The following is a 21787-nucleotide window of genomic DNA, read 5'->3' on the forward strand; positions in this document are numbered from 1 at the left end:
CCAATGCGTTACCAGGTCTTGCCCATCGGCCGCTCAACCGGCCGCCTGGATCGGCTCAACCCTCGTAAATTCAACGCTTTGCAGGTCCACCGAGCACATGCCGATCAGGTTACGTAATTTTTCAGCGATCACCTGGGCTCGATGCCAACTCAGCCCGTCCAGGCCGATGTCCAGGGACAGCAGATCGTCGAGGCGCTCGACGCGCACATGCCGTGGCGTCAGGCCCTGCAAGGCAAACAGGTTCAGCGCCCGGCACAGCAGGTCCGGCTCGGCCTCGGCCAGCATCTGGTACTGCACCCGGCAATGGGCATTGGCGGTGTGCCAGACGTCAGCGCGGGTCGTGGCGGTGGCAACGGCTTCGAGTGGGGGCATGGCTGGTCTCCTGGAGGGCGGGAGAAATATTTACATGTGTCGCGGGGGATTTCTTATCTAATATGGGAGGTTATAGCGATTTTTCGAATAGCTTGATTCTCCAAATCATCATTCATGGGTTTATTTATGCAAAGCGAGCTGGATGGTTACGACCGCCGGATACTGGCGCTGCTGCAAGAGGATGCCTCGCTGTCCAGTGCGCAAATCGCCGAGCAGGTCGGCTTGTCTCAATCGCCGTGCTGGCGGCGGATCCAGCGGATGAAGGAGGAGGGCATCATCCGCGGTCAGGTGACGTTGCTGGATCGCAAGAAAATCGGCCTCAACACGCAGATCTTCGCCGAAGTGAAACTCAACGCCCATGGTCGTTCGAACTTCACCGAGTTCACCGAGGCGATTCGCGGCTTCCCCGAAGTGCTGGAGTGTTATGTGTTGATGGGCGCTGTGGATTTTCTGTTGCGCATCGTCACGGCGGACATCGAGGCCTATGAGCGATTCTTTTTCGAAAAGCTGTCGATGGTGCCGGGGATCCAGGAAGTGAATTCGATCGTGGCGCTGTCGGAGATCAAGTCGACGACGAGTTTGCCGGTGGTGCGCTAAGTTCTGTGGAGGATGTGCTGGCCCCATCGCGAGCAAGCTCGCTCCCACAGTTGATCTTCAGCGGCCACTGGATGTGGTTACAACGCTGAACCCCTGTGGGAGCGAGCTTGCTCGCGATGGCGGCATCACAGGCGAAGCAAAGTCTTCCACGCCCGATTCTGGTACACCGCAATCGCCTGCTGCTTGCGCGCATCCAGGGTTTCGTCGGTGATGGGCTGGTTGGCCAGTTGCGCCAGCTTGTTCAGCTCACCGTAAAGGCGATCCATTTCCGGGATTTCCAGCACATGACGGGCGTGGTGCAGCCAGGCCTGGATGCGTTCGATGCGCGGCAGCTGCTCGGCGAGGTCTTCCGGCTGCTGCTGATAGCGTTGCAATTGCAGGGACGAGGATTCTTCGCCCAGCAGACGCGGCAGCCAGCTGCCCAGTTGCGCCGCGCCCTGGCGATTGCCGCGGGTGTTGCGCTCGGCGGCCCAACTGCGGGCCAGCAGCCAGCGTGAAGTATTGAGGGAAAACAGGCCCCAGCGCGGGTCTTGCAACTCTTCAAGGAACTGTTCCGGCGCGGCCTTGCGCACGTCTTCGTCGTCCAGGCCAGCCTGGACCAGCGGACGCCAGTCTTCCAGCAACGCGTCCAGGGCCAGGCGCAGGTCGTGGGTCGACTGGCGTGGCGCGGCCTGGCCGAGGCTGCTGAGCAGGGCACGCAGTTCGGCGAGGTTTTCCACCCAGTCCTGCAGCAGGCGCCAGTGGCCGTTGAAACGGTATTGTTCGGCCAGGCGTTGGCTGCTGCCGAGCAAATGCCAGCTCAGCGCGGCGAAGGCGTCATCCAGCGGTGTTTCGGTGGTCAACTGCGGGGCCGGCAGGCTCAAGGCATAGCTACCCGCGTCATGCAGGCGATAGCCACGCTCGGCCTTGCTGATGTCGCAGGGCATCAAGGGCAGGGTCGCGGCCAGCTCGGCGGCCAGTTCCAGCAGGGCGGCGGGCTCGCCTTCGCGCAATTCCAGCTCCAGTTCGCAGATTTCTTCCTTCTGCTTGCCCGCCACGACGTGGCCCAGGTCCAGGGCGGCTTCGATGACCACCTTGCCTTTGCCACGGCCCCAGGCGATTTCAGCGCGTTCGCGGACGAAATCGGTGGTGAAGATGGCCTTGAGAGTTTTCTTGTCCAGTTCGGCCAGGGCCTCGGGCCAGCACTCACCGTCGAGCTTCTTCAGGTCAAGCTTGGCCTTGGGCAGGTGCCAGTCGTATTCGTTGCGTTCGGACAGGCCGGCGACGCTCTGGCCGCGGGTCTTGAGGGTCTGGATCACCTCTTCACCGTCGCGACGCAGGCGCAGGGCGACCTTGGCCCGGGCCAGGTCGCGCTCTGGCGTGTCGAAATACTGGTTCATCAATTCGTGGCGTTCCCAGCCACTCTTGTTGCGTTTTTTCAGCAGTGGATGCTCGCGCAAGGCTGCCAGGGTCTCGCGGCTGACGCGGAGTTTGATTTCGGTTTCTTTCTGCATGGCCGGAAAATCCAGGGATCGGGTGCGCAGCCGGGGGAAGGTGTGGCTGCCAAGGCCGTGCAGTGTACAGGACTCGCTCATCCTACGCGCCGCGACGGTTTATTCCTTGCGCCGGATGGTTCTATGATGGACGTCAATTTGTAAGCCCGGAGTCAGCGATGCCTTTGCCGTCCATGAAAGATCAATTCGCTGCCCTGATCGCCACGCCTTCGGTCAGCTGTACCCAACCTGGGCTCGACCAGTCCAACAGTGCCGTGATCGAACGGCTGGCGGGTTGGCTCGGCGACCTTGGGTTCTCCTGCGACATCCAGCAGGTCAGCCCCGGCAAGTTCAATTTGCTGGCCAGTTTCGGCAGTGGTCCTGGCGGCCTGGTGTTGGCTGGCCACAGCGACACGGTGCCGTTCGACGGTGCGTTATGGCAGACCGATCCATTGAAGCTCACCGAGGTCGATGGCCGTTGGGTGGGCCTGGGCAGTTGCGACATGAAGGGTTTTTTCGCCCTGGCCATCGAAGCGGTCAAGCCGCTGCTGGACCAACCGTTCAAGCAACCGCTGCTGATCCTCGCGACCTGTGACGAAGAAAGCTCCATGTCCGGCGCCCGGGCCCTGGCCGATGCCGGCCGACCGTTGGGGCGCGCGGCTGTGATCGGCGAGCCGACCGGCCTGCGCCCGATTCGCCTGCACAAGGGCGTAATGATGGAGCGCATCGACATTCTCGGGCGCAGCGGCCATTCGTCCGATCCGCGCCTGGGCCACAGCGCCCTGGAAGCCATGCACGATGCCATGGGCGAACTGCGTGGCCTGCGCCTGCAATGGCAGCGTGAATTCCGTAATCCGCAGTTCAGCGTGCCACAACCGACCCTGAACTTCGGTTGCATCCACGGTGGTGATAACCCCAACCGGATCTGCGGCCAGTGCTCCATGGAATTCGATCTGCGCCCGTTACCGGGCATGGACCCGCAAGCGCTGCGGGCGGCGATCCGGCAGAAGCTCGAGCCGATTGCCGAGCGACACCAGGTCAAGATCGACTATGCGCCGCTGTTCCCCGAAGTGCCCCCGTTCGAGCAGGCCGAGGACGCCGAGTTGGTCCGCGTGGCCGAACGACTGACCGGCCATCGCGCCGAAGCAGTGGCGTTCGGCACCGAAGCGCCTTATCTTCAGCGCCTTGGCTGCGAAACCCTGGTGCTCGGTCCTGGCGATATCGCCTGTGCCCACCAACCGGGCGAGTACCTTGAAATGTCACGTTTGCAACCTACCGTACAGTTGCTGCGGCAGTTGATTGGCCATTACTGCCTGACGCCGGCCACGGCCGGTTAAATTGTGCCCTTGCGGGCCCGTATTCATCACATGAGGAGAGCGCGCGTGTCGCCAAGCCTGTTCCGACGATAACCATCAGCCCGTTGTGCGTTCTGTTTCGTCTTTTTTTGGCTGTTATTTATTACAGGTCCAGGTTCATGCCCGAATACGTCAATTGGCTTCGTCACGCTTCGCCCTACATCAACGCCCACCGCGATTGCACCTTCATCGTCATGCTGCCCGGCGATGGGGTGGAACACCCCAATTTCGGCAACATCGTCCATGACCTGGTGCTGTTGCACAGCCTCGGCGTGCGCCTGGTGCTGGTCCACGGTTCGCGCCCGCAGATCGAGACCCGCCTCGCGGCACGGGGCCTGACGCCCCATTACCACCACGGCATGCGCATCACCGATGCGGCGACCCTGGAGTGCGTGATCGACGCCGTCGGCCAGTTGCGCATCGCCATCGAGGCACGCTTGTCCATGGACATGGCCTCCTCGCCCATGCAGGGCTCGCGGCTGCGGGTCGCCAGCGGCAACCTGGTCACCGCGCGTCCCATCGGCGTGCTCGAAGGCGTGGATTATCACCACACCGGTGAAGTGCGCCGGGTCGATCGCAAGGGCATCAACCGCCTGCTGGACGAGCGCTCCATCGTGTTGCTGTCGCCGTTGGGTTATTCGCCCACCGGAGAGATCTTCAACCTGGCCTGTGAAGACGTTGCCACCCGGGCGGCCATCGACCTGGCGGCCGACAAACTGTTGCTGTTCGGCGCCGAGCAAGGGCTTATCGGCGAGGACGGACGACTGGTTCGGGAATTGCGCCCGCAACAGGTCCCGGGCCATATGCAACGCCTGGGCAGCGACTATCAGGCCGAACTGCTGGATGCGGCGGCCCAGGCCTGTCGTGGCGGGGTCGCACGCAGCCATATCGTCAGCTATGCCGAGGATGGCGCGCTGCTGGCTGAACTGTTCACCCGCGACGGCAGCGGTACGCTGGTGGCCCAGGAGCAATTCGAGGTGGTGCGCGAAGCGGCCATCGAAGACGTCGGCGGCCTGCTGGACCTGATCAGCCCGCTGGAAGAGCAGGGGATTCTGGTGCGTCGCTCCCGCGAAGTGCTGGAACGCGAGATCGAACAGTTCAGCGTGGTCGAGCGCGAAGGCATGATCATCGCCTGCGCGGCGCTGTATCAGATCGCCGATTCGGATGCCGGGGAACTGGCCTGCCTGGCGGTGAATCCGGAGTACCGCCACGGTGGCCGGGGCGATGAACTGTTGGAGCGAATCGAAACCCGGGCCCGTGCCCAAGGTCTCAAGACGCTGTTCGTACTGACGACCCGGACTGCCCACTGGTTCCGCGAACGCGGTTTCGAGCCCAGCAGCGTCGACCGTCTGCCGGCAGCGCGGGCGTCGCTCTACAACTATCAGCGTAATTCGAAGATATTCGAAAAGGCCCTGTAGAGCCGTTCCAAACCCTTGCGCGACCGCGATCTTGATTTCAGACAATCAGCAGCTAGTCTGGAATGCTCAAGATCGCACCGCGCGCGCCGTCGTTGTGATCAGGATCGAAGCCATTGGAGGCGCCGGAGCCTTATTTAGCCGCAGGATGAGCGGACCTCGCAAAACCCGATAAAACACCATTCAGTAATCCTCGATATCGCCGATAAGCCTTGTCACGGCTTGATGACGCTTTAGTGGCACCCATATGTTGAATCGAGCTGAAAACTAATGAAACAATTCTTTTTGGATTTATAGAGAATCCATTATCCTGCGGGCCGATGCAGCAGGGTTAGACCTTGGTCGTAGTCACAAATGGTTACGATTGACTTGTCAGTCACGGTCTGGCGCTAATCGCGCATCTGCGGATTCCGGACGATCGATCCAGGACCAAAGAACACAAGAATTAGAAAACGAGAGGAGCGAAGCATGAACAAGTCTACCTTGGCCCTGGCTGTGGCCTTTGGGGTTTTTGCGCAGCAGGCAGGCGCAGCGGGTTTTATCGAGGACAGCAAGGCGTCCGTCAGTTCTCGTACCATGTATTTTGAGAGCGACAACCATGAAGGCGGTAGCGACCAGCGTGAGGCCGCCACTGGCCTGAAGTTCGACTACAAATCCGGCTTCACTCAAGGCGTGGTGGGTTTTGGTATCGATGCCCAGGCGTTGGCCGGTCTTCACCTCGACGGTGGCAAGGGTCAACACCCAGACAACAACTCCTTCTCCCCAAGCGACTCCGACGGTTCTGCCGAACACAGCTGGAGCCGCGCATCGGGCAACGTGAAGGCGCTTTTCTCCAAGACCGAGGCTCACCTGGGTGGCGCACTGCAGCCTAACCTGCCGATCCTGGTCGCCAACGATGGCCGCCTGCTGCCGCAAACCTTTGAAGGTGGCACGATCACCTCCAAGGACCTGGACAACGTCACGTTCAACGCCGGCCAACTGGAGCACGCGCAGGGCCGTGCCGGGACCAACAGCACTGGCCTGGCCGTGAACGGCGGTACTGAGGACAGCAACCAGTTCCGTTACGCCGGCGCTGACTGGAAGGTCACCAAAGACCTGACCCTGCAGTACTACTACGCCAACCTGCAGGATTACTACAAACAGCACTTCCTGGGTGCGGTACACGTTTTCCCGATCAGCGAAGGCCAGTCGTTCAAGACTGACCTGCGTTACTTCGACAGCAGCTCCGATGGCCGCAACGGCGACCCGGGCTATCGCTTCAACAACAACGGTGGCTACGCCAAGAACCCGGGCGAGGTCGATAACAAGACCTGGAGCGCCATGTTCACCTACACCCTGGGCGGCAGCGCGTTCCTGTTGGGCCATCAACAAGTTGGCGATGATGGTGGCTTTGTCTACCTGAACCAGGGCAGCCTGCTCAATGATGCCGGTCGTAACGAAGGCGCGGGTGGTTCGAGCTTCTACCTGTTCACCGACAGCATGATCCAGCAGTTCATCCGTGCAGGTGAGAACACCACCTTCGGTCAATACTCGTACGACTTTACCGGCCTGGGCGTTCCAGGCCTGAAGGCAGCGATTGCCTACCTGCATGGCGATGACATCAAGTCCGCTACTGGCGGAAGCGATACTTCCGAGTGGGAACGTGACATGCGTCTGGACTACGTTGTCCAGCAGGGTCCGCTCAAGGGCTTCGGCACGACCCTGCGTTACGGTTCTTACCGTGGCAGCGGCACGGGTATTGCCGACCAGGATCAGACCCGCCTGATCTTCAACTACACTTACAACTTCCTGTAAGACGTAGAAAAGTAAAAAAAGCCCCGCCCGGCATCACGCCGGGCGGGGTTTTACGTTTTTTCGAGTCGGACCCACCCCTGTAGCCCTCCCCGAAACTTCTCCTCTTTCAGCAACTCGAGGCCTTCTCGAACCTCGATGTCGATCTTGGGCCGGTAGACGGAATGGCGCCAGTGAACAGTTTTTTATATTCACTAATGATCTAGATAAATGGATATTTATTCTTTTTAAATCAATCGAAACCGGTGCAAAGTTGGGCTCACGACAACCTCATCCAGGAGCCGCACCATGAGCCTCAGACTCGGCGACATCGCCCCCGACTTCGAACAGGATTCCAGCGCCGGCAAGATTCGCTTCCACGAATGGCTCGGCGACAGCTGGGGTGTGCTGTTTTCCCACCCGGCGGACTTCACACCGGTATGCACCACCGAGTTGGGCCTCACCGCCAAGCTCAAGGACGAGTTCGCCCAGCGCGGGGTCAAGGCCATTGCCCTCTCGGTGGACCCGGTGGACTCGCACCACAAGTGGATCGAGGACATCAACGAGACCCAGAACGCCGTGGTCAATTTTCCGATCCTGGCCGATGCCGACCGCAAGGTCTCGGACCTGTACGACCTGATCCACCCCAACGCCAGCGACACCTTGACCGTGCGCTCACTGTTCGTGATCGACCCGAACAAGAAGATTCGCCTGACCATTACCTACCCGGCCAGTACCGGGCGCAATTTCAACGAGATCCTGCGGGTGATCGATTCCCTGCAATTGACCGACAACTACAAAGTCGCCACCCCGGCCAACTGGCAGGACGGTGATGAAGTGGTGATCGTGCCGTCGCTCAAGGATGAAGAGGAACTCAAGCAGCGCTTCCCCAAGGGTTATCGCGCCGTGAAACCTTACCTGCGCCTCACCCCGCAACCCAATCGCTGACGCACCACCTGAACCTGTGGGAGCGAGCTTGCTCGCGATAGCGTCGGATCTGCCAGCATCGATATCGACGGGTACACCGCTATCGCGAGCAAGCTCGCTCCCACAGGTTGGGCTTTCTGTGCACCAAGGGTTTTGGCCGTTTCGACGGCCTTTTTTATTGCGCCAAAGAAAAGGATATCGCATATCTCAAAATTGCATAACCAAATGAATAAATATGATTTAAAGATATATGAATCCCCTGTTATGGTTTGACCCATGCAGCGAGATCGCCCACCGCGAATCGCACGTGACAGTTAAGGAAGGGTAGGCATGTTGGTCGTCTCACTCGGTGGCAGTCCCAGCCAACGCTCCCGCTCAGGGGTGCTGCTGGAACGTTCGCAACGCTGGTTGCAGCAGCAAGGTGTGGAAGTGGTGAGCTATCAGGTGCGCGACTTCCCGGCCGAAGATCTGCTCCATGCCCGTTTCGACAGCCCGAAGGTGGTCGACCTGCTCCAGCAGATCGAAAACGCCGATGGCCTGTTGATCGCCACGCCGGTGTACAAGGCGTCTTTTTCCGGCGCGCTGAAGACGGTGCTGGACCTGCTGCCTGAGCGCGCCCTGGCCCATAAAGTGGTGTTGCCGATGGCAACCGGTGGCAGCATCGCCCACATGCTGGCGGTGGACTACGCCCTCAAGCCAGTGTTGTCGGCGCTCAAGGCTCAGGAAATGCTCCACGGGATCTTTGCCGAAGACAGCCAGATCGCTTACGGCGAGGGCAGCGCCCAGGCGCAATTGGCGCCGGCCCTGCAGCAGCGCCTGGACGAGGCGCTGGAACAGTTTTTCAGCGCCATGGCCCGCCGGCCCAGGCCGCTGGACCCCAATGTATTGAACGAACGTTTGCTGAGTGCTCGCTGGAGCATTTGAACCCCGAACACTCTGATTCAACTCACCTTACTCAGCCGCCAACGGCCCAGCAGGTGCAGCCAAAACCCCACAGCAAAAAGGAGAGGCGCCATGCGCACTGTCATTTTGCGTCGCGGGCTGGTCGCTCTGTTTGCTGCGGCTGTGTCCCTCGGCGTCATCGCTCAAGCTCAAGCCGAGACCTTGCGGATCGGTTATCAGAAATACGGCACCCTGGTGCTGCTCAAGGCCAAGGGCTCGTTGGAGAAACGCCTCGCCGCCCAAGGCGTGGACGTGCAATGGACCGAGTTCCCCGGCGGCCCGCAGCTGCTGGAAGGCTTGAACGTCGGCTCCATCGACTTTGGCGTGACCGGTGAAACCCCACCGGTGTTTGCCCAGGCCGCGGGCGCCGATCTGCTTTATGTCGCTTACGAACCACCGGCGCCCACCAGTGAAGCCATCCTCGTGCCCAAGGGGTCGGCCATCCAGTCGGTGCAAGACCTGAAGGGCAAGAAAGTCGCGCTGAACAAAGGCTCCAACGTCCACTACCTGCTGGTGCGGGTGCTGGAAGACGCCGGCCTCAAGTATTCCGATATCCAGACCGTGTTCCTGCCGCCAGCCGACGCCCGCGCCGCGTTCGAACGGGGTAGCGTGGACGCCTGGGTGATCTGGGACCCGTATCAGGCTGCCGCCGAACAACAGTTGCAGGCACGCACCCTGCGTGACGGCAAAGGCATCGTCGATAACCACCAGTTCTACCTCGCCACCAAACCCTATGCGCAAAAGAATCCCCAGGTCATCAAGACCCTGGTGGAGGAAGTGCGCGCGGTGGGCGAGTGGTCCAAGGCCAACCCTGAAGACGTGACCGAACAGGTCTCGCCGCTGCTGGGCCTGCCGGCGGACATCACCCTGACGTCGGTGAAACGTCAAGGCTACGGGGCGCTGTTCCTCACGCCGGACGTGGTGGCGGCACAACAGAAAATCGCCGACAGCTTCTACCAGCTTAAATTGATTCCCAAACCCTTGAGTATCAAGGACGTGATCTGGACGCCGCCGGCGGCCGTTGCGAACGCGCAGTAATTCGATTCCTTTAGGAGACCACTCCATGAGCCTCAATATCTTCTGGTTCCTGCCTACCCACGGCGACGGCCATTACCTTGGCACTGCCGAAGGCGCCCGCGCCGTCGATCACGGTTACCTGCAACAGGTCGCCCAAGCGGCGGATCGACTGGGTTTTGGCGGCGTGCTGATCCCCACCGGGCGTTCCTGCGAGGACTCCTGGCTGGTCGCCGCTTCGTTGATTCCCGTGACCCAGCGCCTGAAATTCCTCGTGGCCCTGCGCCCTGGGATCATTTCCCCGACGGTGGCGGCGCGTCAGGCCGCGACCCTCGACCGGTTGTCCGGCGGGCGGGCGTTGTTCAACCTGGTGACCGGCGGTGACCCGGACGAACTGGCCGGCGATGGCCTGTTCCTCGACCACGAGCAACGCTACCAGGCATCAGTGGAGTTCACCCGCATCTGGCGTCGGGTGCTGGAAGGCGAGACCGTGGATTACGAGGGCGAGCACATCAGTGTGAAGGGCGCCAAGCTGCTCTATCCGCCGATCCAGCAACCGCGTCCGCCGCTGTATTTCGGCGGCTCGTCGGAAGCCGCCCAGGACCTCGCCGCCGAGCAGGTGGAAATGGTACTGACCTGGGGCGAGCCGCCTGCGGCCGTGGCGGAAAAAATCGCCCAGGTACGGGCCAAGGCAGCGAAACTGGGCCGTACCGTGCGCTTCGGTATTCGCCTGCATGTGATCGTGCGGGAAACCAACGCCGAAGCCTGGCAGGCGGCCGACCGGCTGATCTCCCACCTGGACGATGACACCATCGCCCGTGCCCAGGCCTCCCTGGCGCGCTTCGATTCGGTGGGCCAGCAACGCATGGCCGCCCTGCACGGTGGCCGTCGCGACAAGTTGGAAGTCAGCCCCAACCTCTGGGCCGGTGTCGGCCTGGTTCGCGGCGGTGCCGGTACGGCGCTGGTGGGCGATGGCCCGACCGTGGCGGCGCGGGTCAAGGAGTACGCCGACCTGGGCATCGACACCTTTATCTTCTCCGGTTATCCACACCTGGAAGAGTCCTATCGCGTGGCGGAACTGTTGTTCCCGCACCTGGACGTGGAGCGCCCTGAGCTGCCGAAAAGCCAAGGGTATGTGAGCCCGTTCGGTGAAATGGTCGCCAACGACATCCTGCCCAAAGCCGCGTCCCAGAGCTGAGGCGGCCATGAAGAAAATCATCCACAACCTCGCGCCCTGGGCGGTGCCGCTGCTGTTGCTGTCGGTCTGGCAACTGTCGGTATCGGCCGGCTGGTTGTCCACGCGGATCCTCCCGGCACCGGTGGCGGTGATCGAAGCCGGGGTCAACCTGGTGCGCAGCGGCGAGATCTGGACCCACCTGGCGATCAGCGGTTGGCGCGCAGCGGTCGGTTTCCTGATTGGCGGCGGCATCGGCCTGGCCCTGGGCTTCATCACCGGTTTGTCGAAATGGGGCGAACGCCTGCTGGACAGCTCCGTGCAAATGGTCAGGAACGTCCCGCACCTGGCGCTGATTCCGCTGGTGATCCTGTGGTTCGGCATCGACGAGTCGGCGAAGATTTTCCTGGTGGCCCTGGGCACGTTGTTTCCCATCTACCTCAACACCTACCACGGGATTCGCAACGTCGACCCGGCGCTGGTGGAGATGTCCCGCAGCTACGGCTTGTCCGGCTTCAGCCTGTTTCGCCAGGTGATCCTGCCGGGTGCCTTGCCTTCGATCCTGGTGGGCGTGCGCTTTGCCCTGGGTTTCATGTGGCTGACGCTGATCGTGGCGGAAACCATCTCGGCCAGCTCCGGCATCGGTTACCTGGCGATGAATGCCCGGGAATTCCTGCAAACCGATGTGGTGGTGCTGGCGATTCTCCTGTACGCCGTGCTGGGCAAATTGGCCGACCTGGCCGCTCGCGGGCTTGAGCGGGTCTGGCTGCGCTGGCACCCGGCGTACCAAGTGAACAAGGGAGGTGTGGCATGACCGCCCAGCAACCTCCACATCTGCTGCGTGGCATCCCGCTGGCGGTGCGCAAGCTGCAAAAAACCTTTGGCACGCGCCAGGTATTGCGCGATATCGACCTGCATATTCCGGCCGGTCAGTTCGTGGCCGTGGTCGGTCGCAGTGGCTGTGGCAAAAGTACCTTGCTGCGTTTATTGGCTGGCCTCGATCAGCCCACCGGTGGACAGCTGTTGGCCGGTTCGGCGTCGTTGAGCGATGCACGGGAAGACACGCGGCTGATGTTCCAGGAGGCACGTTTGCTGCCCTGGAAAAAAATCATCGATAACGTCGGCCTCGGCCTCAAGGGCAATTGGCGCCCGCAAGCGTTGCAGGCACTGGAAGCGGTGGGCCTGGCCGACCGCGCCCATGAGTGGCCGGCGGCGCTGTCCGGTGGCCAGAAGCAACGGGTGGCCCTGGCCCGCGCATTGATTCATAAGCCCCGGCTGTTGTTGCTCGACGAACCCTTGGGGGCGCTGGACGCCCTGACCCGTATCGAGATGCAGCAACTGATCGAAAACCTCTGGCGGCAGCACGGCTTCACGGTGTTGCTGGTGACCCACGACGTCAGCGAAGCGGTGGCGATTGCCGATCGGGTGATCCTGATCGAGGACGGCCAGATCGGCCTCGACCTGGCCATCGACCTGCCGCGTCCACGGGCTCGCGGCTCTCATCGCCTGGCGAGCCTGGAAACCGAAGTCCTCAACCGTGTGCTGTCCTTGCCCGGCCAACCGCCGGACCCCGAACCCGTTTCACCCTTGCCCACGCAGTTGCGTTGGGCGCAATAACTTCATCCAGACAGGAATCGACACCATGACTATCAAAGCCATCAACGTACGCAACCAGTTCAAAGGCACCATCAAGGAAATCGTCGAAGGCGACGTATTGTCGGAAATCGACGTGCAGACCGCTTCCGGCATCGTCACGTCGGTCATCACCACCCGCTCGGTCAAGGAGCTGGAACTGGCGATCGGCAGCGAAGTGATCGCCTTCGTCAAATCCACCGAGGTGTCTATCGCCAAGTTGTGAGCGATGCATCACCCACAGCCCCGGACGGCGTGAGCCCTTCGGGGCTTTTTGTTTTTGAGGCCCTGGCTGCATTCCCACGCGGAGCGTGGGAACGATCAATGAGAACGCTTGGGTAGATACGGCGGCAGGTACAGCCCCAGGTACGCATCGAACACCCGCATGCCTTCTTCGGCCATGCGCGGGGTGATCTGCCCGTGCTGCTGTATCGAGCGGGCGTAGACGCGGTCGCCCAGCTCCATCGCCAAGGCGAACACATCGACGTCGCCGGGCAGGGGCGGCAGGGCGAAATGGTGGTCGAACACCTTGTGCATCAGGTCACTCAGCTCAAGGTCGTGTTGGCGGTCGGCCTGGGTGACTTCGGTCAGCCCGTGCTGGGCCAGGATCAGCTGGCGAGCGGCGGCGTCCTGGTTGTAGATGGCGAGCATGCGCTGTTCCACCAGCCGTGACAGGTCGTGCCAATGGTTCAGCGCGGCATGATCGATCGGTGCTTGCAGGCCCGCGCGAAAAGCGGCGTGGACGTCGGCGGTCAGGGCTTCGAGCAGGGCCGGGACGCTGGCGAAGAAGTGATACACGGAAGAGGGCGGGATCCCGGCGCGCTCGGCGACGCTGTAGATCGACAGGCTGGCCACGCCTTCGGCGGCAAGCAGCGTACGGGCGGCATCGAGAATGGTGTCGATCCGGGCCTGGCTGCGTGCGCGGGGTTTGCGGGGTGTGGCGATGCGTGTCATGAAGCTCTCCTGCGGGGCTGCCGGGCATTGTACGAGCCGGGTCCGGTGTTGTCTTCCCGGCTGCCTTGCTCTCACAGGGGGATGGCGGTGGGACAGGCACTGATGAGTGTTGACTGAAAGGGCCCCATCGCGAGCAAGCTCGCTCCCACAGGCGATGGCGGTGGCCGGGATGTTGAAGGCATCACCGAACACAGTGTGGGAGCGAGCTTGCTCGCGATCCGCCGAAGGCGGCCATCCACCCAAGTGCAAAAAAACGCCGCAGCCCCGAAGGCCTGCGGCGTTTCTTTTTTACCGCAACCGCTTACACGGTATGCAGGTACCAGTTGTACTCGAGGTCGGAGATGGAGTGTTCGAACTCCTCCAGCTCACTCTCCTTGCAGGCCACGAAGATATCGATGTATTTCGGATCGATGTACTTGGCCATGACTTCACTGTCGTCGAGCTCGCGCAGGGCATCGCGCAAGTTGTTCGGCAGGCTTTGCTCGTTTTGCTCGTAGCTGTTGCCTTCCACCGGCGCACCGGGCTCGATCTTGTTGACCAGGCCATGGTGCACGCCCGCCAATACAGCCGCCATCAGCAGGTAGGGGTTGGCATCGGCACCGGCGACGCGGTGTTCCAGGCGCACGGCATCGGCCGAGCCGGTGGGCACGCGCAAGGCCACAGTGCGGTTGTCCAGGCCCCAGGTCGGCGAGTTCGGCACGTAGAACTGTGCGCCGAAACGACGGTAGGAGTTGACGTTCGGGCAGAGGAAAGCCATCTGCGCGGGCAGGGTCTCGAGCACACCGCCGATCGCGTGACGCAGTGCGGCGTTCTGCTCGGGATCCTCGCTGGCAAAGATATTCTTGCCGTCTTTATCCAGAATCGAAATGTGGACGTGCAACCCATTGCCCGCCTGGCCCGGATACGGCTTGGCCATGAAGGTGGTGTCCATCTCATGGTCGTAGGCGATGTTCTTGATCAGGCGCTTGAGCAGGACCGCATAGTCGCAAGCCTTGATCGGATCGGCCACGTGGTGCAGGTTCACTTCGAACTGCGCCGGGGCACTTTCCTTGACAATGGCGTCGGCGGGAATGCCTTGCTCCTTGGCCCCTTCCAGAATGTCCTGGAGGCAATCGACGTATTCGTCGAGGTCATCGATCAGGTAGACCTGTGTCGAATGCGGGCGTTTGCCGGAAATCGGCGAGCGAGGCGGTTGTGGGCGTCCATTCACGTTCTCCTGGTCGATCAGGTAGAACTCCAGCTCGAATGCGGCGCAGATGGTCAGGCCCAGTTCATCGAACTTGGTCACGACCTGGCGCAGGACTTCACGCGGGTCGGCGAAGAAAGGTTCGCCTTCGAGTTCGTGCATGGTCATCAACAGTTGCGCAGTCGGGCGCTTCTGCCAAGGCTCGTTGCACAGGGTGTCAGGAATTGGATAACAGATCCGGTCAGCATCACCGATGTCCAGGCCCAGGCCGGTGCTTTCCACCGTAGAGCCATTGATATCCAGAGCAAATAAAGAGGCCGGCAGGTTGATGCCTTTCTCGTAAACCTTGTGGAGGCTGGTGCGTTCTATGCGCTTGCCGCGCACCACACCATTCATATCCGCAATCAGAAGGTCAACGTACAGAACCTCAGGATGTTCCTTAAGGAACGCGTTCGCTTCGTTAAGCTGAACGGCACGCGGGGGTACCGACATGATGCAACACCTTTGTTGTTAAAAATATCAATCATTGATCTCTTCGAAAGCCAGTCAACCCGAACGGCATGCCGAAGTCAAGCAGGGCCTTTTTTGCCCTAAAAAAGCACCTGCAGGGCTTTTTTGAGGCAATTTAGGGCGTTTTTTTCCCTTTAGGGGCCTTGGCGCCCGCAGGCTTGAGCGGGCCGTGTTGTATTTTTTACGGGGGTGTTGTGTAAAAAAATGAACAAGGCTAAGCTCGATTCAAACCCATAACAGCAATAATACCGGGGTGCTTCATGTCTCGCCTGCCGTTAATCGGCGTCACCACCTGCTCCAGGCAGATCGGTCTGCATGCTTATCACACCAGCGGCGATAAATATGCCCGGGCTGTCGCGACAGCCGCCAAGGGCTTGCCAGTGCTGGTCCCGTCCCTGGCGGATCTGTTCCCGCCGTCCGATATTCTGGACGCCCTGGACGGCATTCTTCTGACCGGCTCACCTTCCAATGTAGAACCTTTTCATTATCAGGGCCCAGCCAGCGCGCCGGGCACTGCCCATGACCCTGCACGGGACGCCACCACCCTGCCGCTGATCCGCGCCGCTGTCGAGGCGGGCGTCCCGGTGCTGGGCATTTGTCGTGGTTTCCAGGAGATGAACGTAGCCTTTGGCGGCAGCCTGCATCAGAAAGTTCATGAAGTCGGAACGTTCATCGATCATCGTGAAGACGAGACGCAAGCGGTGGAGGTCCAATACGGTCCTGCCCACGCCGTGCACATCCAGCCTGGCGGCATACTGGCAGGCCTGGGGCTGCCCCAGTCGATTGAGGTCAACTCGATCCACAGCCAGGGCATCGAGCGCCTGGCGCCTGGGCTGCGGGCCGAAGCGGTGGCGCCCGATGGCCTGATCGAGGCTGTTTCAGTGCCAGAAGGCAAGGCTTTTGCTTTAGGTGTGCAATGGCACCCTGAATGGGAGGTAAGCTCTAACCCGCACTACCTTGCGATTTTCCAGGCATTTGGCGATGCCTGCCGAGCAAGGGCAACACAACGCGACGCGGATGCGTCAAACAACGCCTGACGACTAATAGCCGTCAGGAAACTCACGCCTAGAGGCATTTATGAGTAACAACCTCGACCAGCTCACCGATTGGTTGAAAGACCACAAGATCACAGAAGTCGAATGCATGATTGGCGACCTGACCGGTATCACCCGGGGCAAGATTTCGCCGACCAACAAGTTCATCGCCGAGAAAGGCATGCGCCTGCCCGAGAGCGTTCTGCTCCAGACCGTTACGGGCGACTATGTCGAAGACGACATCTATTACGAACTGCTCGACCCGGCTGACATCGACATGATCTGCCGCCCGGACGAGAACGCCGTGTTCCTTGTGCCCTGGGCCATCGAGCCCACCGCCCAGGTCATCCACGACGCCTACGACAAGCAGGGCAACCCCATCGAGCTGTCGCCGCGCAACGTGCTCAAGAAAGTGCTCAAGCTCTATGCCGACAAAGGTTGGCAGCCCATCGTCGCGCCGGAAATGGAGTTCTACCTGACCAAGCGCAGCGACGACCCGGACTTTCCGCTGCAACCGCCCATTGGCCGTTCCGGCCGCCCGGAAACCGGTCGCCAGTCTTTCTCGATCGAAGCGGCCAACGAATTCGATCCGCTGTTCGAAGACGTCTACGACTGGTGCGAACTGCAGGAGCTGGACCTCGATACCCTGATCCACGAGGACGGCACGGCGCAGATGGAAATCAATTTCCGTCATGGCGATGCCCTGTCCCTGGCCGACCAGATCCTGGTGTTCAAGCGCACCATGCGCGAGGCGGCGCTCAAGCACGACGTGGCCGCCACCTTCATGGCCAAGCCCATGACCGGCGAGCCGGGCAGTGCGATGCACCTGCACCAGAGCATCATCGACAAGGAAACCGGCAAGAACGTCTTCTCCAATGAAGACGGGACCATGAGCGATCTGTTCCTGCACCACATCGGTGGCTTGCAGAAGTTCATCCCCGAGCTGTTGCCGCTGTTCGCTCCCAACGTCAACTCGTTCCGCCGCTTCCTGCCGGACACCTCGGCACCGGTGAACGTGGAGTGGGGCGAAGAGAACCGCACCGTGGGCCTGCGCGTGCCGGACGCCGGGCCGCAGAACCGTCGGGTGGAAAACCGCTTGCCGGGCGCCGACGCCAACCCGTACCTGGCGATTGCCGCCAGCCTGCTGTGTGGCTTCATCGGCATGGTCGAAGGCATCGACCCGAGCGCGCCGGTGGTGGGCCGTGGCTACGAGCGCCGCAACCTGCGTTTGCCGCTGACCATCGAAGACGCCCTGGAACGCATGGAAAACAGCACCACCATCGAGAAATACCTGGGCAAGAAATTCATCACAGGCTACGTCGCGGTCAAGCGGGCCGAGCATGAAAACTTCAAGCGCGTCATCAGTTCGTGGGAGCGGGAATTCCTGCTCTTTGCCGTCTGAAGCGCCGGGCGGGGCTGCCTCGGGCAGCTTCGCCCCCACCGACAACAGGAGAATTCGCATGACCCGCAACAACCCGCAAACCCGTGAATGGCAGGCCCTGAGCAACGATCATCACTTGGCGCCGTTCAGCGATTTCAAGCAGCTCAAAGAGAAAGGCCCGCGCATCATCACCCACGCCAAGGGCGTCTACCTCTGGGACAGTGAAGGCAACAAGATCCTCGACGGCATGGCCGGCCTCTGGTGCGTGGCCGTCGGTTATGGCCGCGAGGAACTGGCCGACGCCGCCAGCCAGCAGATGCGCGAACTGCCGTACTACAACCTGTTCTTCCAGACGGCCCACCCGCCGGTGCTGGAATTGTCCAAAGCCATCGCCGACATCGCCCCTGAAGGCATGAACCACGTGTTCTTCACCGGCTCCGGCTCCGAGGGCAACGACACCATGTTGCGCATGGTCCGCCACTATTGGGCGATCAAGGGCCAGCCGAACAAGAAAGTCATCATCAGCCGCAAGAACGGTTATCACGGTTCGACCGTCGCCGGCGCGAGCCTGGGCGGCATGACCTACATGCACGAACAGGGCGACCTGCCGATCCCGGGCATTGTCCACATCGCCCAGCCTTACTGGTTCGGCGAAGGCGGCGACATGAGCCCAGAGGAGTTCGGCGTGTGGGCGGCCAACCAGTTGGAAGAGAAGATCCTGGAGATCGGCGTGGACAACGTCGGGGCCTTCATCGCCGAGCCGATCCAAGGCGCCGGCGGCGTGATCGTGCCGCCGGACAGCTACTGGCCGCGCATGAAGGAAATCCTCGCCAAGTACGACATTCTGTTCGTGGCTGACGAAGTGATCTGTGGCTTCGGCCGTACCGGTGAGTGGTTCGGTACCGACCATTACGGGTTGAAACCGCACATGATGACCATCGCCAAGGGCCTGACCTCCGGCTATATCCCCATGGGCGGGCTGATCGTGCGCGACGACGTGGTCGCGGTGCTCAACGAAGGCGGTGACTTCAACCACGGGTTTACCTACTCCGGTCACCCGGTGGCCGCGGCGGTGGCCCTGGAAAACATCCGCATCCTGCGCGACGAGAAGATCATCGAGCGTGTCCACAGCGAAACGGCACCCTATTTGCAGAAGCGTTTGCGGGAACTGAACGATCATCCGCTGGTGGGTGAAGTACGCGGGGTCGGTTTGCTGGGGGCGATCGAACTGGTCCAGGACAAGGCCACGCGCAAACGCTACGAAGGCAAGGGCGTGGGCATGATCTGCCGGCAGTTCTGCTTCGATAACGGGCTGATCATGCGCGCGGTGGGCGACACCATGATCATTGCGCCGCCGCTGGTGATCAGCAAGGCCGAGATCGATGAATTGGTGGCCAAGGCGCGGCAGTGCCTGGACCTGACGCTCAATGCGTTGCAGGGCTAAGTGCTAGGCTCTGAGCGAGGTGCCTGCAAGGGCCTCGCCCAGCGTGAACAAAAGGCTGGGCTTGTGTTGAAAGCCTGCCCTGTAACTTGCCAGACTACCGACTGTTCAAGTTGCCCGCGAGCCGGCTACTGAACGTGGTTAAAAAGAATAACCGGAGCATCAATCCATGAAGGCATTAGGTATGAAGATAGCTGGCAAGACCCTCCTCGCCATGTCCCTGATGGGCGTGATGGCGGGCGCCGTCCAGGCGGACGACAAAGTGCTGCATGTCTACAACTGGTCCGACTACATTGCACCGGACACCGTCGCCAAGTTCGAGAAAGAAACGGGGATCAAAGTCGTCTACGACGTGTTCGACAGCAACGAAACCCTGGAAGCCAAGTTGCTGGCCGGCAAGTCCGGTTATGACATCGTGGTGCCGTCGAACAACTTCCTGGCCAAGCAGATCAAGGCCGGCGTCTACCAGGAGCTGGACAAGTCCAAGCTGCCGAACTGGAAGAACCTGGACACCGACCTGCTCAAGGCTGTCGGCGATGCCAGCGACCAGGGCAACAAACACGCCTTCCCTTACATGTGGGGCACCATCGGCATCGGTTACAACCCCGAGAAGGTCAAGGCCGCATTGGGCATCGACAAGATCGATTCCTGGGACACCCTGCTCAAGCCCGAGAACATCGCCAAGCTCAAGAGCTGCGGCGTGAGCTTCCTCGATTCGCCAACCGAAATGATTCCGGTGGCCCTGCATTACCTTGGCTACCCGACCGACAGCCAGGACAAGAAGCAACTGGCCGAGGCCGAAGCGCTGTTCCTCAAGTTGCGTCCATCGATCGGTTACTTCCACTCTTCCAAATACATTTCCGACCTGGCCAACGGCAACATCTGCGTCGCCGTGGGCTACTCGGGTGATATCGAGCAATCCAAGAGCCGTGCGGCCGAGGCTGGCGGCAAAGTGAAAGTGGCCTACACCATTCCCAAGGAAGGTGCCGGTTCGTTCTACGACATGGTTGCCATTCCCAAGGATGCCGAAAATGTCGAGGCCGCTTATAAATGGATGAACTTCATCATGCGGCCGGAAATCATGGCGGAGATCACCGACAACGTGCGTTTCCCTAACGGCAACAAGGCCGCCACCGCGTTGGTGGACAAGGAAATCTCCGGTGACCCGAGCATTTACCCATCGGACGAAGTGAAGGCCAAGCTGTACGCCATCAGCGATCTGCCGTCCGCGACCCAGCGGATCCTGACCCGCAGCTGGACCAAGATCAAATCCGGTAAATAAGCCGGTCTGAAGCATCCTCCTGTTGTCGCTGGCATCGCGGCGGCGGCAACAGGAGCCACTCAATAACTAAAAGTTTTGCTGGATCGGTTTATCGAGGGTAAGTTGCGCGCCGGTTTTGTTGCAGGGTCCATCGTGGCCAAGTAACAGGGGCAACTTGGGCCCAACTATATAAGAGGACCTCCACGTGCCAGTCTTTTCTTTGTTACGCAACGCCTTGCTGGTCGGCGCCGGCCTGACGCTCGCCGTCAGTGTCCAGGCCGCCTCCACCGTGCATATTTATAATTGGTCGGACTATATCGGCGAGACCACCCTGGCGGATTTCGAAAAAGCCACTGGCATCAAGCCGGTGTATGACGTGTTCGACTCCAACGAAACCCTGGAAGGCAAGTTGCTGGCCGGGCGTACCGGCTACGACGTGGTCGTGCCGTCCAACCACTTCCTGGGCAAGCAGATCAAGGCCGGGGCGTTCCAGAAGCTCGACAAGGCGCAGTTGCCCAACTATGCCAACCTCGACCCTGCGCTGCTCAAGCGCCTGGAAAAGAACGACCCGGGCAATCAGTACGCCGTGCCTTATCTCTGGGGCACCAACGGCATCGGTTATAACGTCGAGAAGATCAAGGCGGTCCTGGGCGTCGAGAAGATCGATTCGTGGGCCATGCTGTTCGAACCGGAGAACATCAAGAAGCTCTCCAGCTGCGGTGTTTCGTTCCTCGACTCGGGCGACGAAATGATCCCGGCGATGCTCAATTACCTGGGCCTGAACCCCAACAGCGAAGACCCCGAAGATTACAAGAAGGCCGAGGCGCAGCTGCTCAAGATCCGGCCTTACGTGACCTATTTCAATTCCTCCAAGTACATCTCCGACCTCGCCAATGGCGAGATCTGCGTGGCGGCCGGTTTCTCCGGCGACATCTTCCAGGCCCGCGCTCGTGCCAGCGAGGCCGGCAAGGGCGTCAACATCGCCTATGTGATTCCCAAGGAAGGCGGCAATCTCTGGTTCGACATGCTGGCGATCCCGCGTGACGCCACCAACGTCAAGCAAGCACATGCCTTCATCAACTATGTGCTCAAGCCTGAGGTCATCGCCCAGGTCAGCGACGTTGTCGGTTATGCCAACCCGAACCCGAAGGCTGGCGAACTGATGGACCAGAAAGTACGCACCGATGAAGCGGTTTACCCACCGCAAGCGGTCGTCGACAAGCTCTACGTCAACTCCGAGTTGCCGCCCAAGATCCAACGCCTCATGACCCGCAGCTGGACCAAGGTCAAGTCGGGTAAATAATCTCAACACTCTGTTCGCCCGCGTGGGGCGAACTGCAAATTCTGTGG

The 21787-nt window shown here is 60.9% G+C and carries 20 protein-coding genes; 16 read left to right on the plus strand and 4 right to left on the minus strand.

From position 1 onward, the window contains the following. Positions 1 to 33: 33 nt before the first annotated feature. Positions 34 to 372, minus strand: a complete 339-nt coding sequence (locus BLO80_RS08135) for a hypothetical protein (protein WP_092333038.1) — start codon at positions 370 to 372, stop codon at positions 34 to 36. A 126-nt stretch (positions 373 to 498) separates the two neighbouring features. On the opposite strand from BLO80_RS08135, the gene BLO80_RS08140 reads away from it, so the two are divergent. Next, positions 499 to 969, plus strand: a complete 471-nt coding sequence (locus BLO80_RS08140; RefSeq protein ID WP_092333040.1) for an Lrp/AsnC family transcriptional regulator — start codon at positions 499 to 501, stop codon at positions 967 to 969. A 125-nt stretch (positions 970 to 1094) separates the two neighbouring features. On the opposite strand, the gene BLO80_RS08145 is transcribed toward BLO80_RS08140, so the two are convergent. Beyond that, entirely contained in the window at positions 1095 to 2462 is a 1368-nt protein-coding gene (locus BLO80_RS08145; protein WP_092333066.1) for a CYTH domain-containing protein, read from the minus strand. Positions 2463 to 2620: 158 nt separating this feature from the next. Here BLO80_RS08145 and argE point away from each other — a divergent pair, with 158 nt between their 5' ends. The 10 genes from argE (at position 2621) to BLO80_RS08195 (ending at position 12896) form a co-directional block, all read left to right on the plus strand. Further along, the gene (gene argE, locus BLO80_RS08150; protein WP_092333042.1) at positions 2621 to 3778 is read left to right on the plus strand and encodes an acetylornithine deacetylase; all 1158 of its coding nucleotides are present in this window, start codon (positions 2621 to 2623) and stop codon (positions 3776 to 3778) included. A gap of 137 nt (positions 3779 to 3915) precedes the next feature. Next, positions 3916 to 5214, plus strand: a complete 1299-nt coding sequence (gene argA, locus BLO80_RS08155) for an amino-acid N-acetyltransferase (protein WP_053126389.1) — start codon at positions 3916 to 3918, stop codon at positions 5212 to 5214. Positions 5215 to 5679: 465 nt separating this feature from the next. Next, positions 5680 to 7005: an OprD family outer membrane porin gene (locus tag BLO80_RS08160; protein WP_092333044.1), complete on the plus strand. Its 1326-nt coding sequence runs from the start codon at positions 5680 to 5682 to the stop codon at positions 7003 to 7005. A 285-nt stretch (positions 7006 to 7290) separates the two neighbouring features. Beyond that, positions 7291 to 7929, plus strand: coding sequence for a peroxiredoxin (locus tag BLO80_RS08165; protein ID WP_024617266.1), 639 nt, complete (start codon positions 7291 to 7293; stop codon positions 7927 to 7929). Between the two features lie 309 nt (positions 7930 to 8238). Next, positions 8239 to 8832 carry an NADPH-dependent FMN reductase gene (gene ssuE, locus BLO80_RS08170; protein WP_092333046.1) on the plus strand — a complete coding sequence of 198 codons (594 nt, stop codon included), beginning with the start codon at positions 8239 to 8241 and terminating at the stop codon, positions 8830 to 8832. 90 nt (positions 8833 to 8922) lie between these two features. Further along, positions 8923 to 9888: a sulfonate ABC transporter substrate-binding protein gene (locus tag BLO80_RS08175; RefSeq protein ID WP_092333048.1), complete on the plus strand. Its 966-nt coding sequence runs from the start codon at positions 8923 to 8925 to the stop codon at positions 9886 to 9888. Positions 9889 to 9913: 25 nt separating this feature from the next. After that, a complete protein-coding gene (ssuD, locus tag BLO80_RS08180; RefSeq protein ID WP_092333050.1) occupies positions 9914 to 11062 on the plus strand; it encodes an FMNH2-dependent alkanesulfonate monooxygenase in 1149 nt (382 codons plus the stop codon). A gap of 7 nt (positions 11063 to 11069) precedes the next feature. Next, positions 11070 to 11852, plus strand: a complete 783-nt coding sequence (gene ssuC, locus BLO80_RS08185) for an aliphatic sulfonate ABC transporter permease SsuC (protein ID WP_092333052.1) — start codon at positions 11070 to 11072, stop codon at positions 11850 to 11852. Then, on the plus strand, positions 11849 to 12655 hold the full coding sequence (gene ssuB, locus BLO80_RS08190; RefSeq protein WP_060740152.1) for an aliphatic sulfonates ABC transporter ATP-binding protein: 807 nt from the start codon (positions 11849 to 11851) through the stop codon (positions 12653 to 12655). Before ssuC ends, ssuB begins: the two co-directional genes overlap by 4 nt. A gap of 25 nt (positions 12656 to 12680) precedes the next feature. Then, positions 12681 to 12896 (plus strand): TOBE domain-containing protein, encoded by a 216-nt coding sequence (locus tag BLO80_RS08195; RefSeq protein WP_003177394.1) that lies wholly within the window; start codon positions 12681 to 12683, stop codon positions 12894 to 12896. A gap of 95 nt (positions 12897 to 12991) precedes the next feature. Here the strand turns inward: BLO80_RS08195 and BLO80_RS08200 are convergent, their stop codons facing one another. Beyond that, a complete protein-coding gene (locus BLO80_RS08200; RefSeq protein ID WP_092333054.1) occupies positions 12992 to 13624 on the minus strand; it encodes a TetR/AcrR family transcriptional regulator in 633 nt (210 codons plus the stop codon). A 301-nt stretch (positions 13625 to 13925) separates the two neighbouring features. Continuing rightward, a complete protein-coding gene (locus BLO80_RS08205; protein ID WP_025216023.1) occupies positions 13926 to 15302 on the minus strand; it encodes a glutamine synthetase family protein in 1377 nt (458 codons plus the stop codon). Positions 15303 to 15580: 278 nt separating this feature from the next. On the opposite strand from BLO80_RS08205, the gene BLO80_RS08210 reads away from it, so the two are divergent. The 5 genes from BLO80_RS08210 to BLO80_RS08230 all read left to right on the plus strand — a co-directional run bounded on the left by BLO80_RS08210 (position 15581) and on the right by BLO80_RS08230 (position 21740). Beyond that, positions 15581 to 16357 (plus strand): gamma-glutamyl-gamma-aminobutyrate hydrolase family protein, encoded by a 777-nt coding sequence (locus BLO80_RS08210; RefSeq protein ID WP_092333056.1) that lies wholly within the window; start codon positions 15581 to 15583, stop codon positions 16355 to 16357. Positions 16358 to 16397: 40 nt separating this feature from the next. After that, entirely contained in the window at positions 16398 to 17756 is a 1359-nt protein-coding gene (locus tag BLO80_RS08215) for a glutamine synthetase family protein (RefSeq protein ID WP_060740155.1), read from the plus strand. Positions 17757 to 17814: 58 nt separating this feature from the next. After that, positions 17815 to 19179, plus strand: coding sequence for an aspartate aminotransferase family protein (locus BLO80_RS08220; RefSeq protein ID WP_092333058.1), 1365 nt, complete (start codon positions 17815 to 17817; stop codon positions 19177 to 19179). A gap of 181 nt (positions 19180 to 19360) precedes the next feature. Further along, positions 19361 to 20458, plus strand: coding sequence for a polyamine ABC transporter substrate-binding protein (locus BLO80_RS08225; RefSeq protein ID WP_092333060.1), 1098 nt, complete (start codon positions 19361 to 19363; stop codon positions 20456 to 20458). Between the two features lie 184 nt (positions 20459 to 20642). Next, on the plus strand, positions 20643 to 21740 hold the full coding sequence (locus BLO80_RS08230) for a polyamine ABC transporter substrate-binding protein (protein ID WP_072405949.1): 1098 nt from the start codon (positions 20643 to 20645) through the stop codon (positions 21738 to 21740). Positions 21741 to 21787 lie beyond the last annotated feature (47 nt).

Origin of the sequence: Pseudomonas sp. NFACC56-3 (genome assembly GCF_900100025.1) — a bacterium.
GTDB classification, from domain to species: Bacteria; Pseudomonadota; Gammaproteobacteria; order Pseudomonadales; family Pseudomonadaceae; genus Aquipseudomonas; species Aquipseudomonas fluorescens_AA.

What these genes read in the sequence shown, in the direction of transcription:
- argE (WP_092333042.1), top strand. Translation starts at nt 2,621, where the DNA reads ATGCCTTTGCCGTCCATGAAAGATCAATTCGCTGCCCTGATCGCCACG.
- BLO80_RS08205 (WP_025216023.1), bottom strand. Translation starts at nt 15,302, where the DNA reads ATGTCGGTACCCCCGCGTGCCGTTCAGCTTAACGAAGCGAACGCGTTC.
- ssuC (WP_092333052.1), top strand. Translation starts at nt 11,070, where the DNA reads ATGAAGAAAATCATCCACAACCTCGCGCCCTGGGCGGTGCCGCTGCTG.
- BLO80_RS08175 (WP_092333048.1), top strand. Translation starts at nt 8,923, where the DNA reads ATGCGCACTGTCATTTTGCGTCGCGGGCTGGTCGCTCTGTTTGCTGCG.
- ssuD (WP_092333050.1), top strand. Translation starts at nt 9,914, where the DNA reads ATGAGCCTCAATATCTTCTGGTTCCTGCCTACCCACGGCGACGGCCAT.
- ssuE (WP_092333046.1), top strand. Translation starts at nt 8,239, where the DNA reads ATGTTGGTCGTCTCACTCGGTGGCAGTCCCAGCCAACGCTCCCGCTCA.
- BLO80_RS08225 (WP_092333060.1), top strand. Translation starts at nt 19,361, where the DNA reads ATGAAGATAGCTGGCAAGACCCTCCTCGCCATGTCCCTGATGGGCGTG.
- BLO80_RS08160 (WP_092333044.1), top strand. Translation starts at nt 5,680, where the DNA reads ATGAACAAGTCTACCTTGGCCCTGGCTGTGGCCTTTGGGGTTTTTGCG.
- ssuB (WP_060740152.1), top strand. Translation starts at nt 11,849, where the DNA reads ATGACCGCCCAGCAACCTCCACATCTGCTGCGTGGCATCCCGCTGGCG.
- BLO80_RS08145 (WP_092333066.1), bottom strand. Translation starts at nt 2,462, where the DNA reads ATGCAGAAAGAAACCGAAATCAAACTCCGCGTCAGCCGCGAGACCCTG.
- BLO80_RS08165 (WP_024617266.1), top strand. Translation starts at nt 7,291, where the DNA reads ATGAGCCTCAGACTCGGCGACATCGCCCCCGACTTCGAACAGGATTCC.
- BLO80_RS08200 (WP_092333054.1), bottom strand. Translation starts at nt 13,624, where the DNA reads ATGACACGCATCGCCACACCCCGCAAACCCCGCGCACGCAGCCAGGCC.
- BLO80_RS08135 (WP_092333038.1), bottom strand. Translation starts at nt 372, where the DNA reads ATGCCCCCACTCGAAGCCGTTGCCACCGCCACGACCCGCGCTGACGTC.
- argA (WP_053126389.1), top strand. Translation starts at nt 3,916, where the DNA reads ATGCCCGAATACGTCAATTGGCTTCGTCACGCTTCGCCCTACATCAAC.
- BLO80_RS08140 (WP_092333040.1), top strand. Translation starts at nt 499, where the DNA reads ATGCAAAGCGAGCTGGATGGTTACGACCGCCGGATACTGGCGCTGCTG.
- BLO80_RS08215 (WP_060740155.1), top strand. Translation starts at nt 16,398, where the DNA reads ATGAGTAACAACCTCGACCAGCTCACCGATTGGTTGAAAGACCACAAG.
- BLO80_RS08220 (WP_092333058.1), top strand. Translation starts at nt 17,815, where the DNA reads ATGACCCGCAACAACCCGCAAACCCGTGAATGGCAGGCCCTGAGCAAC.
- BLO80_RS08195 (WP_003177394.1), top strand. Translation starts at nt 12,681, where the DNA reads ATGACTATCAAAGCCATCAACGTACGCAACCAGTTCAAAGGCACCATC.
- BLO80_RS08210 (WP_092333056.1), top strand. Translation starts at nt 15,581, where the DNA reads ATGTCTCGCCTGCCGTTAATCGGCGTCACCACCTGCTCCAGGCAGATC.